This window comes from Sinorhizobium sp. M4_45, from assembly GCF_002885915.1.
Lineage (GTDB): Bacteria > Pseudomonadota > Alphaproteobacteria > Rhizobiales > Rhizobiaceae > Sinorhizobium > Sinorhizobium meliloti_A.
Genome location: NZ_NWVE01000006.1, coordinates 124,652 through 139,664, shown reverse-complemented (window position 1 = coordinate 139,664; position 15,013 = coordinate 124,652). Strand labels below are relative to the sequence as shown.

Annotated in this window: 9 protein-coding genes; 7 read left to right on the top strand and 2 right to left on the bottom strand. The window is 58.9% G+C overall.

What is annotated here, in order from left to right:
- Positions 1–161: 161 nt before the first annotated feature.
- The 5 genes from CN933_RS17815 (at position 162) to CN933_RS17795 (ending at position 10,443) form a co-directional block, all read left to right on the top strand.
- On the top strand, positions 162–2,849 hold the full coding sequence (locus CN933_RS17815; protein WP_102761941.1) for a PD-(D/E)XK nuclease family protein: 2,688 nt from the start codon (positions 162–164) through the stop codon (positions 2,847–2,849).
- Positions 2,779–5,937, top strand: coding sequence for a UvrD-helicase domain-containing protein (locus tag CN933_RS17810; RefSeq protein ID WP_102761940.1), 3,159 nt, complete (start codon positions 2,779–2,781; stop codon positions 5,935–5,937). Before CN933_RS17815 ends, CN933_RS17810 begins: the two co-directional genes overlap by 71 nt.
- 359 nt (positions 5,938–6,296) lie before the next feature.
- Positions 6,297–8,030, top strand: a complete 1,734-nt coding sequence (locus CN933_RS17805; RefSeq protein WP_102761939.1) for a gluzincin family metallopeptidase — start codon at positions 6,297–6,299, stop codon at positions 8,028–8,030.
- The gene (locus tag CN933_RS17800; RefSeq protein ID WP_102761938.1) at positions 8,027–9,313 is read left to right on the top strand and encodes a ComEC/Rec2 family competence protein; all 1,287 of its coding nucleotides are present in this window, start codon (positions 8,027–8,029) and stop codon (positions 9,311–9,313) included. The genes CN933_RS17805 and CN933_RS17800 overlap by 4 nt, the downstream gene beginning before the upstream one ends.
- A 56-nt stretch (positions 9,314–9,369) precedes the next feature.
- Positions 9,370–10,443, top strand: coding sequence for a T6SS phospholipase effector Tle1-like catalytic domain-containing protein (locus CN933_RS17795; protein WP_180980729.1), 1,074 nt, complete (start codon positions 9,370–9,372; stop codon positions 10,441–10,443).
- A gap of 229 nt (positions 10,444–10,672) precedes the next feature.
- On the opposite strand, the gene CN933_RS17790 is transcribed toward CN933_RS17795, so the two are convergent.
- Together CN933_RS17790 and CN933_RS17785 are read right to left on the bottom strand one after the other, a co-directional pair.
- Positions 10,673–11,530, bottom strand: coding sequence for an HNH endonuclease family protein (locus CN933_RS17790; protein ID WP_102761936.1), 858 nt, complete (start codon positions 11,528–11,530; stop codon positions 10,673–10,675).
- 1 nt (position 11,531) lies between these two features.
- Positions 11,532–13,127, bottom strand: a complete 1,596-nt coding sequence (locus tag CN933_RS17785; RefSeq protein WP_180980728.1) for an AAA family ATPase — start codon at positions 13,125–13,127, stop codon at positions 11,532–11,534.
- A gap of 144 nt (positions 13,128–13,271) precedes the next feature.
- On the opposite strand from CN933_RS17785, the gene CN933_RS31540 reads away from it, so the two are divergent.
- Complete coding sequence (locus CN933_RS31540; protein ID WP_180980727.1) at positions 13,272–13,658, top strand: hypothetical protein; 387 nt, start codon at positions 13,272–13,274, stop codon at positions 13,656–13,658.
- 165 nt (positions 13,659–13,823) lie between these two features.
- Positions 13,824–14,981, top strand: coding sequence for a S8 family peptidase (locus CN933_RS17780; RefSeq protein ID WP_102761934.1), 1,158 nt, complete (start codon positions 13,824–13,826; stop codon positions 14,979–14,981).
- Positions 14,982–15,013: the final 32 nt, after the last annotated feature.

The window sequence follows — 15,013 nt, the reverse complement described above, 5'->3', positions numbered from 1 at the left end:
GGGGTCAGCACCTCGTACCATTTAGTCGAACGTTGATCGAGCGCTTCCACCATACGAGCCGGAATTCCAATGCTAAACTTCTGTTGTTTCAGACTGCGACAGATCTCGCATAGAAGGTCCGGTTTGTGCAATCTGGAGTAGGGGAGAATCAGGGGCAGGACATGCATCTCATCTTCAGCTTGGCAGCAGATGGTCGAGTCTATCCCGACGCTCACGACGCGTCCGGAGACCTCGATAAGGACGTACTTGGACCTTTGGGTTTGGTTCAAACTCTCGAGACCCAGCTAGGAATGCTAGCGCCGAGCATTTCGAAGGCAGTGCGCATTTCGACTTATCTGGCAAAGCTTCGTGCTTGCGGTGGCGATCGTTTCTGGGCCTCGTCATTTGCGAGAGACCCCTGGTCTACGGCCGCCACCCTCCTTGACTGGCGCGATACGCTGGTGGGCAGTGGCTGGCACGGTACCGCCATCGGCAGCACTCGCCTAGACGATCTCGCTGCCGCAGAGGCCGTCGAGCCAACATTGCCGGCGGGCTTGGAAGACCGCGCCATAGCTTTGCTCCACGTCCTCAAGACAAGGCCTGGCCTGAGAATTCATCAACTCGGTTTGGCAGACCGGCGGGATCTTTTGCCGCCGCTGTGGGCACGCATCGTTGACGCTCTCGAATCCGTCGGGGTCACTATCTTCCAACATGAGCAGCCCGAACTGGCGCCAGAGGGCTCCGACTTGCGAATAGTGCAGCGGGTTCTGTCAGGGGAGCCCGTCCAGCCACTAGCCGGCGACGGCACTTTTACAATGGTGGAAGCCGATACGGAACTCATGGCAGCTGAAACGATTGCCGACTGGTTAGCTGCTGTGCCGTCGGAGGACCTCCACGGAACTGTCATTCTCGCTTCCGACGGCGATACAGCGCTCCTGGACCATGCTTTGCGGGCGAGGGGCATTCCAGCCCTCGGGCTCTCCGCCTCATCACCCTGGCGAGGAGCACTGCAGGTTCTTCCTCTGGCTTTTGCTGCCGCGTGGCAGCCATTCGACCCACGCGTGCTTTTGAACCTCTTCCTTCTTCCGCGGCCTCCTGTTGCGGCCTGGGTGGCGCGTGGGCTTGCTCGTGCTCTCAGCGAAGAGCCGGGTGTCGGTGGCCGCGTCTGGCGAGAAGCATGGTGCGAAATCGAGGATCGCCTGCTCGAAATCAATACGCAATCCGACGCGGATACAGCGCGCCGGAAAACCGACACGACGCTTGCGGAATGGCGCGCATGGACGGAGGTCGGGCGCTTTGCGAGAGGCGAGGGGATGCCACTGTCGGAGGCGATGGCGATCTGCGGGAGAGTGGCCGCTTGGGCGATGCGTTCGGACGGTGGCGAGGGCGACCGCTTGCTGATGGCAGTTTCGAATTCTGCAGCCGCTGTGTCTGACGCCCTGAGCCGCCTGGAGCTTTCGGTCATTCCCGCCCTCCTTCTCGAGCGGGTTGTCTTGCAAGTCCTGTCGGAGGGCGTTCCCAATCCGGACCATTTCGCGGAAGCTGGCGCTGTTCGTGCCATCAAGGCGCCGGGAGCATTGTGGTCCTCGGCCCAGCGCATCGTCTGGTGGAACTTTGTCGGTCCTGGCGAGAAGATCGCCCTCACCCCGTGGGACAATGCCGAGCGTGATGCGCTGATTGCTAATGGCGTGGAGATTGATGCTTCACAAGCAATTGCGCGTCGGATCGAGGCCGCCCATAGCGGTGTCATCCGGCGTGCTCATGGAAGAGTCATTCTCGTGCATCCAGCGCTTGCGCGCGACGCGCAGACAACCCTTCATCCCATGGCGCACCGTTTGCGGCCTCTGCTGAAAGAAAGCGGGGCGGCGATCACCTTCAAGGCGGAACGGCTGCTGCGTGAACCCGATGCCATGCTCGCCGGCAGGATACTTCCTCGCCAGATTGTTGAACGGCAAGCGCAGCCGCCAGCAGGGATTCCAGTCTGGACGATACCGCCGGGAACGACACGCCTTACCGACACCCGTCGTGAGAGCGCGACTTCGTTGACACGGATGTTGAACTGTCAATTGAGCTGGTTCGCTCAGGATATTCTCAATCTTCGGCGCGGTCGTTTTGCAGAAATCCCAGGCACCGACCAGCTCTTCGGAAATCTCGCCCACGAGATCGCTCGCCGGCTCCTGCTTCCGGGTGCACCACCGGCCGAAGCCGATATTAGGACGAAAGCAATCAGGCATTTCGAAAGCCTGCTTCCCGAGATCGCAGCTCCGCTCCTCCAGCCCGAACATGCCGGAGAACTCGCGGCCGCTCGCGAAATGGTGCCACGTGCCTTGGAGGCGCTTGTTCGCCTGCTCCATACTCAAGGTCTGGAGATCGTCGGTTCGGAACTCGATCGGGAAGGTATCCAGGGGCGCCTCCTGCTTCAAGGCAGGCTCGACCTCCTGGTTCGTCGCGGCGACCGGATCGCAGTTCTAGACCTCAAATGGACCCGCTCCGAACGGCGATATAGGGAGGAAGTCGCGTCCGGGCGTGCCATCCAGCTAGCCATCTATCGCGGGCTTTCGGCCAGCGACGGGACGGGTGCTCCGGGAGGCTATTTTCTGCTGCGCCAGCGACGCATCGTAGCGGGTCCGGGCTCCATTCTGACCGGCAATCCTATTGAAGCGGATATAGATGACCTCGCTACGCTTGGCCATGTGACAAACGATTGGCGTGTCTGGCACGATCTCACCACGAAGGGGACTCTGATTGCGGCCGGTTTCCCCGATACAGGTGATCTACGACCTGCTGGGCTTGCGATTGATGCGGCGAAAGAACCCTGCCGCTTCTGCAATTTGCGCGGCCTCTGTCGCGTCTACGAGGAGCGTCAATGACATCGCCGACGAGGTCCTGGTGCGCACGCCCGAACAGATCCTCGCGACGACGTTCACTATCAAGGCGGCAGATGAACTTGTCGAACGTGCCCGCGCCAAACTATTTGGACAAGGCAAGGCAGACGCAGCTGCCCAGTTGCTCGGTGCGCGCTTCGGCACTGTCAACGCCGTTTGCAGCCAAATCGTCAGCGAATTTGCCATCGACCTGGGGCGCTCGCCGTCGACCAATGTCATCGGTGAATCCAACATGTCGCTGGTGTTCAGCGTGGCCGCGGACGGTGCAATCGCAGCACGTGCCGAGGTCCTGAACGAACTCGCGGACCACTTCGGCTACAATGATCCTCGTGCGCCGGGGACGGGAGAACCTCCTGACTGGCGCCGGACTGTGCGCAGTATCGCGACGTTCGCGAGGGCAAATGGAATTGAGGCTGACCAGTTAGCCTCGTCGGCGCAGCGATCAATTCAGACCTTTCTGGCATGCTTTCCACCTCCCGCAGCAGACGCCGCGGACCTCGACGCAGCACTGGCCAACGCGTTGAAGGATGCCTTCGAAATGCGCCCGGCCATCGTGAGCAGCACGGGAGCGGATTCGGTCGAGACGATCAGGGCGGCGCATGAACGCATTTTACGCGGCGAAACGCTCAGTTGGTCGACTTGGGCGCGTTTGACCAAGGTGAAATGCGCGCCCACCAAGGACGGACAACCTTATAATCAGGCGTTGATCCGTCTTATCGCCGCGGCGGGGCGGCACAGCGAGCATCCACGGCTCCGGTTCGAATGCGAGCAGTTCATCACGGAGACGTTTCATTGCGCCGCCGAGGCGTTGACCGCTTACCAGGATTGGAAAGCCGAGCGTGGGCTATTGGATTTTACGGATCAGGAAGCTCTCGCGCTAGAGATCCTCAAAACACCTCACCTGGCCGCAAGGCTCAAGGAACGTGTCAGCCGTGTCTTCGTCGATGAGTTCCAGGATTCGAGTCCCTTGCAGCTTGCCGTGTTCACACTTCTTGGAGAGCTGGTCGATGAGAGCACCTGGGTTGGTGATCCGAAGCAGGCCATCTACGGCTTTCGCGGCGCCGACACCGAGCTGACCCAGGCTGCGTTTCTCGGGGCTGGCGGAAAGCCCGAGGACAATCCGGTCCTGTCCAAATCATGGCGAAGCCGCAAAACCCTGGTAGATCTCTTCAATGCGATGTTTACGCCGGTCTTCGAACGAATGGGACTGCCGGCGGCGCAGCATGCGTTTTCGGATGCGGCGCGATCTGACGCTGGCTTTGACAAGCCTTCGGCTGGATGGTGGTGGCTGATTGGCAAAGTTGATGAGCAGGCACAAGCCCTCGCGGAGGGAATCCGGCAATGTCTGGCAGAGGCAGACGACTGGCTTGTCGAAGACGACAAACGCAATCACAGGGCCATCAGGCCAGGCGACATCGCCATTCTCTGCCGTTCCAATACCGATGTCGGACGTTTTGCCCTCGCCCTTAGCCGTGCTGGACTTCCGGTGGCAGTTGAACGATCGGGCCTTGCGCGTACACCCCACGTCGAATTCGTGCTCGCCGCTTGTCGGCGCGTGGCTGACGCGACGGATCGCCTTGCCCTCGCGGAACTCGCCCGCTTCTTCGCCGATGATTCCGGCTCCGATGCTTGGCTCCAGGCTGCTACCTCTGATGATGCCGATGCGGCGCTCCGGGCAGCCGTGCCGATATCAGATGCGCTCGATAGGCTCGCGGCTCAATTGCTCAGTTTCACGCCGGCCGAGCTGGTTGACGCCGTACTCGCGTTGCCAGCACTGTTGAGCCATATCGAGAGCTGGGGCGATACCGCGATGCGCTTCGACGACCTCGAGGCGTTGCGCGGCTTCTCACGCGCCTATGAGGAAGAGTGCGCTGCGTCCGGCGCGCCTGCGACCCTGCAGGGGCTTCTGCTTGCGCTCGACGGAGCGGAGCCGAAGCGCCCCCCAAGCCTCGCCAGTGATGCGATCCAGGTCATGACCTATCACGGATCGAAAGGCCTTGAATGGCCAATGACGATCTTGACCGGACTTGCCTGGGAATCGAAGGCGCGGCTGTTCGAGCCGGTCGCCGAGACGACCGGCGAGCTTGATTGGCGCAACCCTCTGGCGGAGCGGTGGATTCGCTTCTGGCCGTGGCCGTATGGTCAGATTGGAAAAGGCAGCACGATCGATGTTGAGGTCGCGAACTCAGAGACGGGGCGGCGTGCTTTGCAACGCGCTGTCGAGGAAGACACCAGGCTTCTCTATGTTGGCGCCACGCGAGCCCGCGACTATCTGATGTTTGCTCCGCCGGCGAAAGGCCCGCTCAATTGGCTGAGCCTGCTCAAGGCGCCGGAGGCCGTAGCGCATGTCGTTCCTCCCCAGAGCGACGATAACCAGCTTGGGGTTGGAAACCAGAATTTCACAGTCGATGTGAAAGTTCTTGCGACGAGCGGGGTGGCCGCGGAGCGTGACGCGCCGCCCACCTTCGTTCGAACGCGAACACTCGAACTGCAGGTCCGTCCGCCCTTGTTCCTGAAACCAAGCGAGGCGGAAGGTGGAAGCTGGAAGATCGTCGAAAGGGTTGACCTTGGCGGAAGGCTCCCGATTGACGGGATCGCCGACATTGCAGCGCTGGGCGAAGCGCTCCATTCCATCATCGGCTATGATGATCCAGACCGCGACCGAGACAAGCGGCTGGCCGACGCATCGTCTATCCTGACGCGCTGGGGCGTAATGGGATTCAAAGGGGACGATGCGCTTATCGCTAGTGACAGACTAGCAACCTGGCGCCGCGGCCGATGGCCGGCGGCCAGCACCATTGCTGAAGTGCCTGTCGCGGCCGCCATAGCCGATCAGCTTCTCAAGGGCCGTATTGACATGTTGGTCGAAACTGGGAGTGAATTCGCTATTATCGACCACAAGAGCTTTCCCGGCCGTTTCGAGCTTTGGGAAGAACGAGCCGTTGGCCACGCGCCGCAGCTTGCTGCCTATGCAGGTGCGGTGGAATCAATCACTGGACGACGATGCTCGGAACTTTGGATCCACATGCCTATCGTCGGTGCGCTGTTTCGCCTCGCTCCTGCTGAAGGGTGAGGCGGAGGGGTGTCTGCCTGGCTAGATTAAGCGATCGATCGCCTATTCAAGCGCCCGTGACGTCGGTTTCTGAGAGCTCGCCAATTCGATCCTCATAATCTTCTGAAATGTCATCGGTCGCGACCCTCGGACTCCTCGCGCCTTCCATAATGCCATGAATTCAGCTGACTCCAGATGACAACTCGCACGATAGCCGAAACACAACAAGCTGTTCGATCCGGCCTTTGTAATTGGGCTATGCGGAATGAGTTCTCGGTTGGGCCTAAAAAGCCGCGGTAGAGCTCGAATTACTTCGCCGTATAGTTGATTCCCGCGGCGAAATTCACCATGCTGCGTCTGCACCGCGTTGGGGGATACGCATGCGGAATGTGAAGGGGACACGCCATAGCCTCCGGAGCTCACGGAAGCTGTCAATCATCGCACAGGATCCTTCCGTCAGGATTGATGGTCGAATCGTTACTGCGTCGATCGATGTGCCGGCCGAAGAGCTCTTATCCGGACCGCGCGGCTATCGGGTTGCGGTCGTCGACTACGACGTAACTGCGAATGCCCTATATCAGCCGGCCTACCTCCCATCGGGCTTGGCCGGCGAATATCACGATCCTTTCGAGAACGCGCCGGATGAAACCCTTCTCTCCGATCCGCGGTTTCATGCCCAGAATGTCTATGCCATCGCCATGCGCATTCTGGCCCGATTCGAATTCGCCCTTGGCCGCCGGGTCCAGTGGGGATGCGAGGGCCACCAGCTCAACATCCTCCCGCATGCCTTTGCCGAGCCGAACGCCTTTTACTCGCGCGATGATCGCTCGCTGTTCTTTGGCTACTTCGAAAGTTTTCCAGACAAGAACGGCGATACGCATACGGTTTTCTCGTGCCTCTCGCACGATGTCATCGCACACGAGACGACACACGCGATCCTCGACGGGCTTCGATCGCGCTACCTTGAGCCATCCTCACCTGACCAAGGCGCGTTTCACGAGGGTTTAGCCGACGTCGTTGCGCTGCTCTCCGTTTTCGCGCTTACCGATGTCGTCGGGGCTGCACTCGACGGGACTAGTGGCGGACGCCTGATCGACGAGGAGCTTCTTGTGAAGGACAAGCTTGCCAATACTGTACTCTTCCGCTTGGCAGACGAGATGGGACAGGAAATGAGCGGAGTACGCGGCTCGGCGCTACGCCACTCCATCATGCTGCCGCCTGGCAAAGACTACATGGACGATCCTGAGTGGCATGAAGTCCATAAACGCGGCGAACTCCTCGTTGCCGCCATGTTGCGATCTTTCCTCGATATTTGGGTCAATCGCCTCAGCCGGGTCGGCACCATCGTCGATGGGAAGAAAGACCGATCGCTGGTCATCGAGGAAGGTGCACGCGCTGCGGACCACCTACTGACGATGGCCATTCGTGCCATCGACTACTGCCCACCCGTCGACCTTTCCTTCTCCGACTATCTCTCGGCACTATTGACCGTCGACCGAGAGGTCGTTCCCGATGATCGCTATGGCTATCGCGACGCGCTGCTTTCGAACTTTGCGGCCTTCGGAATCTCCCCCAGCAAGCGCGCCGATGTGGACGGCAGCTGGCTGCGCTGCGACGAGGAAATGATCTATAGCCGCACACATTTCGATTCCATGCTGCGCGACAACGAGGAGGTCTTCCGCTTCGTCTGGGAGAACCGCAAGGCTCTGGAAATTGGGGACATTGGCTATATCGAAGTGCAGTCGGTGCGCCCGAGTATGCGAATTGCGCCGGACGGTTTCGTCTTGCGCGAGACGATCGCGGAATACGTCCAGGTCCTGACTGTCACCGCCGGTGAGCTCCGACAGGATTTTAAGGTCGACGTTCCCGAAGAAATCGAGTTCTGGCGCTCCCTGCGCCTGCTTGGCGGCGGCACGTTGGTTTTCGACGAATATGGCCAGCTGAAGTATCAGATCGCCAATCATCTGATGAACGATCGATCCGACAAAAAACGCCAGGGTGAACGCCTTACCTATCTTTGGAAACAAGGTTTCCTCGATAGGAAGAAGGACAGGGCCGGCTATTTCTCCGCCCTGCATTTGGCGCGTAGCGGTGTGCAGGAGAAGGCGGGATGAAGCCAAGCCGCGTGGTCATCACATCCTATCAGGTCGGATTCGGCGACTGCTTCCTGCTGTCGTTCGAATATCCGGCCGACAAACGGCATGTCCTGATCGATTTCGGTTCGACCGGACTACCCGACGGCGTACCAAAAAACCAGCTCGACCTGATTGCCAATGACATTGCCAGCCGAACGAAGGATCAACGGCTGGCGGTGGTCGCCACCCATCGTCACAAGGACCATATTTCCGGATTCACGACAAAAAAGCAGCGCCCGTCTTCGGGGAAGACCATTGCCGAACTAAAGCCTGAACTCGTTCTGCAGCCGTGGACCGAGGATCCGAAGCTTGCGGTCGATGCCAGAGGCCCTTTGCCGCCAGGGGTCTCCCTTGCCGCCCACCACATTTCCTCGCTTGCGGCCATGCAGCAGGCAGCCGGTGCAATCTTCAGCGAGGTGAAAAGGGTCCGCTATCTGTCACCCTCGTTGCGGCAGGAGCTTTCTTTCATGGGGGAGAACAATCTCGCCAACCGCGAAGCTGTCGAAAACCTGATGACGATGTCGGCGACCCGCGAATATGCCAAGGCCGGCGACAAGACGGCGCTTGAGGACCTGCTTCCGGGTGTCAAGATCGACATCCTCGGGCCGCCGTCAATCGAACAGTCGGAAAAGATCACAAAGCAGCGCAGCCGCGACCAGGACGAATTCTGGCATCTGATGGCCAATGCTGCCGCCTCTCTCGGTCCGACAAAGGGGCAGAGGGTTTCGCCACTCTTTCCCGACTTCACCGTGGAACGGATCGGGTCGCAATTTCCAATTGACGCACGCTGGATAATTAGTCAGGCGCGCCGGTTGCGATCAGATCAGATGCTGCGTCTTGTTCGCATCCTCGACACGGCGCTGAACAACACTAGCCTGATTCTACTGTTTCGGTGCGGCTCGAAGAGCCTGCTCTTTCCCGGCGATGCGCAGATCGAAAACTGGTCCTATGCACTCAGTCAGCCTGCTGTGCGTGAAAAGCTCAGAAAGGTCGATCTTTACAAGGTCGGCCACCACGGCAGCCTGAACGCGACGCCAAAATCGCTCTGGGAACTGTTCGACCAGAAGTCTGAAGATGACCACGCCGGCCGCCTTCAGACGTTGATGTCGACGATGGCGCACAAACATGGCGACGAGGAGCGGCGCACCGAGGTCCCCCGTCAGACTCTGGTCCAGGCACTCGATCGGCAAAGTGACTTCTTCACAACGCAGAGCCTGAAAGAAAACGAACTTTTCCACGAAACCGTGTTGGATTTTCCATGAACGAAATCCCCACCCCGTCTTCGACGGAAGCGCTTGCCGGCGGCCGAAACCTCGTCGTGTGTTGTGACGGAACTTCAAACCAGTTTAGCGAAGATCGCACCAACGTCGCCAAGCTTTGCCGAATTCTGCGCAAGGATCGTGAGCGACAAGCTGTCTACTATCACCCTGGCGTCGGCACGAAGGCGCCGCCAGGATTTGTCACCGGTCTCGGTGCCAAGTTTGCGAAGCTCGCGGGGTTGGCTTTCGGCTATGGGCTAAAGCGCGACATCGTTGATGCCTATGTCTTCATCATGACGCATTTTCGACCGGGCGATAAGCTCTTCGTGTTTGGATTCAGCCGAGGCGCCTATACGGCGCGGGCTCTCGTTGCCCTCATCAAGATGTATGGCCTTCTGATGCCCGGAAATGACGCCATGGTCCCCTACCTCGTGGACATGTTTTGGGCGATCGACAAGGCGCGCGACAACAGCCAGCGCCGCGACACCTACTTCAAGCTCGCCGCTGATTTCAAGTCCGAGCTCGCGACGCAGGACTGCAAGCCGCATTTCGTCGGTGTCTGGGATACGGTCAGTTCGGTCGGATGGATCGGATCGCCCACGGCACTCCCCTATACGCATGACAATCCCGACATAGAGGTTCTTCGTCACGCCGTGGCTCTGGATGAGCGGCGCGCATTCTTCCGCACAAATCTCGCTGCAACGCCCCAGGGTCAGGATGTGAGACAGATTTGGTTTGCCGGCGCACATTGCGATGTCGGAGGAGGCTATCTTGATGCTCAAAGCGGACTGTCACGCATCGCCTTGCTCTGGATGCTTGAAGAAGCCCAGAAGCATGACCTGATCATCGAAGACGCAGCAAAGGCCGACCTTGCCGATCAGATTGCAGTCGACGTCGCAAGCGGTGCGCTCACGGTGCACGACTCACTGACCTGGAAATGGTGGCCTGCCGAATATGTGCCGAAGCTCCGTTACGATTCCTCGACCGGCCGCAAAAGTTGGAGCTTTAAACCATTCAGTCGACGAAATCCGGGCCCGAGCCCGATATTGCATGACAGCGTCTGGACACTTCCAAACTATCCAATCCCATCCGGGGCGCAAAAAGCGTCCGAGATTTGGCCGTCTGGCAAGTAGCGACATGCAATTGGCCAATCGCATACATTGCCGTCGACAGCTCATGAAGTGGCAGAACGCAGAGCACCGGTCCAAGTTTATAACCGATTTCTATGCCGGCTGACCTAAGAGCCGAGTTTCGTAGCCGGGGCGCTGGTAATGTGTGATTGATTGGCAGCCGAACCTCCATCCCGTTTGCAAATGCGAGCGCACGGAGGAGCAACTCGCGGCACATTTGGAACTATTGGCGTCAAGCGATGCCCAACCGCTCATAGACCGGCTGGATAAGCCAGCGGGCCATCGCTGAAAATCGATCTTTGCCGTCGGCATGTGCGTCGAGGAACTCCAGGCTCTCGGCAATTTCGGCCTCAATATCCGCTGTCGTCTCCGGTCCCGCAGCGTCCAGCAAGGCCACCTGCCGCTCCAACTGCCGTAACGCGTAGCTGATCCTTTTCATGTAGCGGGTTCTGTCGCGGACCAGGGGTGCTCGATTGAGACCATAGATATCGATCGAGGCACGCGCCCGGCTGTGGCGCAGGTCGTCCGAGTTGTCGACTTTCGGAACCATGATACACTTTCCGTCCCGAACCACGTAGCAGAGATAGTCGCCCGGATCGTCAGAGCAGGGATCGATCAGAAGAGGTGTTTCCGTGACCTCTCCACCTTCCGTCGTCGCACGTGTGGTTTCGTCTAGGATCGGGAAGCGATCTCCCTTGCCGGTCTTCAATATGCTTCCATCGAAAAGAATCTGATTCGTCTCGCGATTGCAGAGGATACAAGAGGGAACGAGATTGCCCCAATGGGCGGCCAACCACCAATAGCCGGGCTTGAGTTTGGTCACACCGTTGTCGATCCGACCCTTCGGGCGGTAATGCTCGACATCCTGCGTCTGCGTTGCATCGTAGTAGCTTTCGCAATAGCCGCACATTCCGTCGAAAAGATCATTCAATGCCTGTTTCACGCTGGCGTCGGAATAGACATTGAAGGTGAAACCATCGACGTTCTTGTCAACGTCGAAGTGCTTGCGCGCCCGCTCGAGCTCTGTTTTTCCTCGGACAAGTTTCCCCAACCCGGCAGGTGCCAACGCCGTTCGCACGATCGCGCGCATCTTACCTTCCGCTCCTGATGGTAGTCCGGCTTGCCGCAAGCGATCGCAGCCTGCTTAGGGTGGTGTCTTTCAGGTCCTGCGTGGTCACTGGCTTCGTTTCCGCCAGGGCCTCATCCGCAAGCGCGAGCAGAAGGTTTTCCCTCCGATTGCGGCCAAAGGCCTCCCTATCGCCCAAACGCAATTTAAGTTCGTCGATGCGCCGATCACGTGCAGCGTCGGCCGGAAGTGACAGCAGATGATAATACTCGTTGTAGAGTGCTTCCGACGTGGGATCGACCGTGCTGCTGAGCCCGAAGTGTCGGGAGACCAGCAAGTCGTCGACCTGCATGCCTTCAATCGGTGGGAGATTGCGGTTGGCGATGACCGCGCCGTTGTCGTCACGTTCCATAAGGGCGACTTCGCCGTTTCGCAGGCCGCGCAAGACCAGCGGATCGTGCGTACTTGCGATGAACTGGACCTGCGGCATGGCCGCGCGCAAGCTCTCGACGATACGCATTTTCCAGCGTGGATGCAGATGTGCATCGATCTCGTCGATGATCACCACGGCCGTGGCGCTTTGCAGCGTTTCCCATCGCTCGAATAGAAGCTGGATAATGTCGAGGCAAACGGCGACTATTGACTGATAGCCTGCGGACATCTCGCTCAATGAGGCAAGATGATCGCTATTGAGGAAGAACAGGCGGCCGTTCTTGCGCGTAAATACAGCGTTCTGCTGGATCGGCAAGATTTCCTTCAGGGCTCGACCGACCACGTCGAACTGCTCTTCCGGAAGCTCGCGAAGCCAAGTCCGGTGAAAAGGGAGTTTCGCAACCTGTTTTACAAGGGGCGCGACCCTTGCAAACAGTGGGGATGACGAAGTGGCAGCATCACGCGCCCGGGCGTCCGGATAGCGAAGCGAGCCATAAGCGAGGACGATCGCCGACGGGCGCCTAGCGCCGTCAAAAAGCGTTTCTCCTTTTCTGAAAAGCAACTCGACAGGCGCCGTGTTGTCCCAGAATCGCAGGCTGACCTGTCCATATGCTGCGCCCGACGAGAGCACTCGGTTGGGCTTCGTCAGCCGTGACGCTTCTTCCGCGCCGGCAAGCGCAAGCGCGATCGCCTGCAGCAAAGTGCTTTTGCCTGACGCGTTTTCTCCGAGCAACATCAGCCACGGCGCGTTCATGCTATTCGGCTCCGGAAAAGTCAGATCGACCTCCCTGAGCATGCGGAAATTCCGGATCGAGATCGATTGAAGCGGCCGTGCTGTGAGCCGAAAAGCTTCCTCATCGACGTCGATGACTATTTCCGCACTCCTACTTTCCTCGGGTACCGCAATGGAGTGAAGGGGCTCCATGCGGTTGCGCAGGCTTGCGACAGCAGCGCGGCGCGTCGCCGTAAACGGACGATCTGAACCGACCAAATCGTCCGGTGACGCGGCATCGGCTACGGTTGAAAGCATTTCTGCGTAGATGGACCGACGTTGTTCGCGCAAAGCACTGCGGTTCAGATTGAAGACCTTGATTGTAGTTTCGCCCTTCTTGGTGATTGCTCTTACGGAACCGTCTTCGATGAATTCGAGATGCTCCTCGGGATCGTCACGGCAGGGATCGAGCAGCATCGCCTTCTCCAAAAGGTCGATCGTGTCGATCGTTGCGAGAAGAGGCGCTCGTTCTCCATCGACGGGGAAGAGCGACCGCTTAGCGCGATTACATGCCGAGCAAACAGGATAGAGGTTGCGCCACTCGAACGAGAGCCAGCCATAATGATCCACGCTGCCTCGGCCGCTGAGATCGGAGGCACCGGACGAGGGACGGAACCGATCGACCGCAATGTGATCGGATGGGCCGAAAGGCGTTTCACAATAGGCGCATTTGTTGTTGAACAGGCGCGCGAGAGGTGGGTTGATCACCTCGCGGACGTGACGCCACTCTTCCTGAAGGTCGAGCTTGGTTTGCCGGCGCATGCTCGGCTCGAGACTGTAGTGGTCTTGGATCTCCCGTGCTGCGTGGGCAAGAACCTCGTCGTCCATCGGATTCTGCACGGCACCGCGATCAACGAAAATCATGGCGAGCCCCCGCTGTCATGGATCGACATGACATTTTATCTCGGGGTTGAACAATGTCCATTCTGCAATTACCAATATTTGTGAGGAAAATCATATCAGACCAAGCGGAGCGTCGCCTTTGCCTTGACAAAAAGGTGGCGAAGCGGTCGCTTTCTCTGCAATGGCGGGACCTGCTTCGCTAGCCTTTCGAGTACAGAAAATTCGTGTCTGGTCCCACTGCAAACTTACCGCACTCAAAGTTGAACACTCATGAAGTTGAAATTGACTGTTAAGGGCAATGGGAGAGGGATTCCGGCTCGCTGCTACTTCCTTGGGTCCAAGATACGTGAACGAGAGACGGATATGGGCGGTCGGCTCACCGTCGATCTCCTGGCTGTTGATATGCCGAAGGCAGTCATGATTCAGCCCCGCGTCTCTGGCTATTGGGGACTAATGGAATTGCTGGATGAGCATGAGGGCGAGCTTCATGCCGACTGCCCGCCACTTCCACCGGGTCCCAAGGGGTGGTGGCACGACATCATGAACCTTTCGATCAATCCGGCTCTCGGCGCCGGAATCCGGATAGGTGTGGTCGACACACCCTTCAAGCCGGTGGGCCTCAAAGAGCAGGTACAGATGATTTCGCCCCTCAGCTGCCATCCGAGCGAGCACGACCCGCTTGCACATGGCGCGCAAGTCTGCTCGGTGCTTGTGTCACAGCCGGCATCTCGCCGTGGTTTCGCAGGCATCTGCCGCGGCGCCACAGTTATTCACGCCTCCGCAATAGGCCCCGACGGCGTAGCGCGACCCGGTGTTGCCGCGAGTGCCATTAGGGCACTTGCGCAAGATCATCAAGCCGACATCATCAATCTGAGCTGGGGGGATGCGCAACGGCCGAGTGTGGCCGTTCACAAGGCGATCAAGGATGCCATCGAGGCCGGCGCGATCGTCTTGGCCGCCTCCGGCAACCAAGGCGAAATCCGCTATCCGGCAGCTTACGACGAATGCCTCGCGATAGGCGCGATCGGTAAAACAGATTTCGCCGAGGCGGGATCCCATGCCGCGTTCGAGGCGTTTGTTAACCGGAGCGAGATAGAGTTCGATGATGAGAGCTTCTTCCGGTGCAATTTCTCGGGATCGGGGCAAAACATCTCGGCGGTTGCTCCCGGATGCGGCATTATCTTCGACATCAATGGCAAGGGGCCCTTCGATTTGCTCGGGACATCGTTCGCAGCTCCAATAAGTACCGCAACGCTTGCGATTGCATTGGCCGCCGATCGGGTATATGCGGCGCTGCCGCGTAGCGAGAAACGCTCGCACCACGCCCGCGTGCTTTTTCAAAGCCTGTGCGAAGATCTCGGTCTGCCGGGTAATCAACAGGGTTATGGGCTCCCGCGACTCCCAGAATTTGTGGACAGAGCCCTTTGATGCTATATATCTAGCCTAATGAAAGGAACCGC

What these genes read in the sequence shown, in the direction of transcription:
- CN933_RS17815 (WP_102761941.1), top strand. Translation starts at nt 162, where the DNA reads ATGCATCTCATCTTCAGCTTGGCAGCAGATGGTCGAGTCTATCCCGAC.
- CN933_RS17800 (WP_102761938.1), top strand. Translation starts at nt 8,027, where the DNA reads ATGAAGCCAAGCCGCGTGGTCATCACATCCTATCAGGTCGGATTCGGC.
- CN933_RS17790 (WP_102761936.1), bottom strand. Translation starts at nt 11,530, where the DNA reads ATGCGCGCGATCGTGCGAACGGCGTTGGCACCTGCCGGGTTGGGGAAA.
- CN933_RS17785 (WP_180980728.1), bottom strand. Translation starts at nt 13,127, where the DNA reads ATGCTGCTCGATCCCTGCCGTGACGATCCCGAGGAGCATCTCGAATTC.
- CN933_RS17810 (WP_102761940.1), top strand. Translation starts at nt 2,779, where the DNA reads ATGCGGCGAAAGAACCCTGCCGCTTCTGCAATTTGCGCGGCCTCTGTC.
- CN933_RS17805 (WP_102761939.1), top strand. Translation starts at nt 6,297, where the DNA reads ATGCGGAATGTGAAGGGGACACGCCATAGCCTCCGGAGCTCACGGAAG.
- CN933_RS31540 (WP_180980727.1), top strand. Translation starts at nt 13,272, where the DNA reads ATGATCCACGCTGCCTCGGCCGCTGAGATCGGAGGCACCGGACGAGGG.
- CN933_RS17780 (WP_102761934.1), top strand. Translation starts at nt 13,824, where the DNA reads ATGAAGTTGAAATTGACTGTTAAGGGCAATGGGAGAGGGATTCCGGCT.